The following is a 1969-nucleotide window of genomic DNA, read 5'->3' as shown; positions in this document are numbered from 1 at the left end:
CGCGGAGACACCGCACGCTACCCGGGTAACACGCTGCCGGCCCTACGTTCAGCCTTGCGCGGCGGGGTCGACCTGGTCAAGATCGACGTCCACCTGACCGCGGACGGATATCCCGTCCTGGTGGACGAACGTGTCGTGACCGTCCCGGGTTCCCAGACTCGCCAGGTGGGTGAACTGACCCTGGCCGAGCTCGCCGCCGCTCGCGAGGACGTGGAGCGGCGTGTCCCGACACTGATGGAGGTCCTGGCCGAGTTCTGCGGCCGGGAGGCCTCCCCGCTGATGATCGACGCGCTCACACCCGAGACGGCCCTGGCCGCCGACAAGGTGTTGCGCGAACACGGTTTCGTCGATCAGGCCCTGTTCACCGGACCGGTGGAGGTGCTCCGGGCGCTGCGCGAGCGCAGCCCGGGCGCGCGGCTGATGCTGGCCTGGGATCGGCCGGGGGCCCCACCGCAGGACCTGGTGCGTTCACTGTGTCCCACTTTCCTGGGCACTCACTACACCCTGTTGGACCGGGAAACGATCGGTGAGATACACCGTTCCGGTCACCGGGTGGTCGCCTGGACCGTGAACGAATTCCCGGAGATGGCACGACTCATCGGAATGGGAGTGGACGCACTGGCCACCGAACGCGTCGACGACCTGGTGTCGTTGACCACCGGCCGGGCGCAGGCGCCTCCGATACCCGTGGAAGCCGATTCCGGTGCCCTTCCCCCCGTTGCCCCCGGGGTGGCCGGCGCGAATCGGGTTCCCTGACGATCCGCACGTGTCAGGGGTGGAGGGAGGGGTCCGTCCACCCCTGACGAAAACGCCGAAAGGTACATCGACCACTTCAACCAGAACATCGACAACATACGTATCGTGATCTCGACATTCCTCATCGAGTTTCGCCGTTCCACGCAATTCGCCACCCCTTCGGCGATATCCTTGGCGCCCTTCCCCTTAAAGGCGTACGACGACCGACTGAGATAACCAGAGCAATGACGGCCGACCTCTCCCCTCACGCACTGCGCACCACGGCCCCCGTCCTGGAATGCGCCGCCCGCCTGTTCGACGAACACGGCTCTCGCGGCATGCCCATGTCCGTCCTGACCCAACGGATCGCCGTCGAGACCGACATCGACGCCGCCGACCTACGGCGTGCCTTCCCCACGCGTTTGGACCTGATCCACGCGGTCGTCCTGCACGCCACCCACGAGCACGTCCAGGACCGGCTGGCCGCCGACGATCCGCGTGCGAGCGCCACCGAGCGCATGGCCGGCCTCGTGCGCGGCCACATCATCGGTGGTTGGAAGCACCGCACCGCCCTCGCGCTCAGCCGCGAACTCATGCCCACCCTGCGCGCCATCGACCCCGCCCGATACCGGGAGATCGCCGGGCTGTACCGCGCCCTGCGCGAACGCGTGCGGGAGATCGTCGTCGCCGGGGTCACCGAAGGCCGCTTCGTGGTGACCGACACGGGCGGGGCCGCCGACAAGGTCCTGGAGACCTTCGACTCCCTCGTGCACTGGTACGACCCCGAGGCCGGGTTGAGTCTGCGGGACCTGAGCGAGGTCTACGTCGACCTGGTCATCCACCACCAGCTGGGCTGTCCTCGCTGAACCGTGCGGCTTCCGCCCCGGGCCGTGCCCCGCCTCCGGGTCACACCCCGAGCAACTCGTACAGGTCCACCGACTCGGCGATCGCGCGCAGACCCGCGTCGTTGGGGTGCAGGTGGTCACCGGAGTCGTACTCGGGCCGCATCCGCGTCGGGAACTCCGGGTCGCGCAGCACCGCTTCGAAGTCCCACACCCCGGCGAACGACGACTCCGGGTCGTACGCCTGTTCGCGCAGGTAGGAGTTGACCCGGCTCCGTTGTTCCTCCACCGTGGCCGTGCAACGCGGCGATCCGGCGCACGGCGCCAACGTCGACACGAACACCCGCACGTTGTGGTCCCTGCCCATCCGCGCCAGCCGGTTCAGACCCGCG

At 68.5% G+C, this 1969-nt stretch carries 3 protein-coding genes; 2 read left to right on the top strand and 1 reads right to left on the bottom strand.

The genetic code is table 11. The features are described 5' to 3' along the window. A partial coding sequence (locus ABZ717_RS28550; protein WP_358516361.1) for a glycerophosphodiester phosphodiesterase occupies positions 1–756 on the top strand: 756 nt, incomplete at its 5' end. A 224-nt stretch (positions 757–980) separates the two neighbouring features. Next, positions 981–1601, top strand: coding sequence for a TetR/AcrR family transcriptional regulator (locus tag ABZ717_RS28545; protein ID WP_358516359.1), 621 nt, complete (start codon positions 981–983; stop codon positions 1599–1601). 40 nt (positions 1602–1641) lie between these two features. Here ABZ717_RS28545 and ABZ717_RS28540 read toward each other — a convergent pair. Further along, positions 1642–1969, bottom strand: a 328-nt coding sequence (locus tag ABZ717_RS28540; RefSeq protein ID WP_358516356.1) for an SGNH/GDSL hydrolase family protein, incomplete at its 5' end; no start/stop codon positions are given.

It is taken from the genome of Nocardiopsis sp. NPDC006832 (genome assembly GCF_040635885.1).
Taxonomy (GTDB): domain Bacteria; phylum Actinomycetota; class Actinomycetes; order Streptosporangiales; family Streptosporangiaceae; genus Nocardiopsis.
The sequence above is the reverse complement of the archived record's forward strand: the minus strand, read 5'-3'. Positions and strand labels throughout refer to the sequence as shown.

Bases quoted from the DNA above. Each gene is read 5' to 3' on its own strand.
- ABZ717_RS28545 (WP_358516359.1), top strand. From the start codon at position 981: ATGACGGCCGACCTCTCCCCTCACGCACTGCGCACCACGGCCCCCGTC.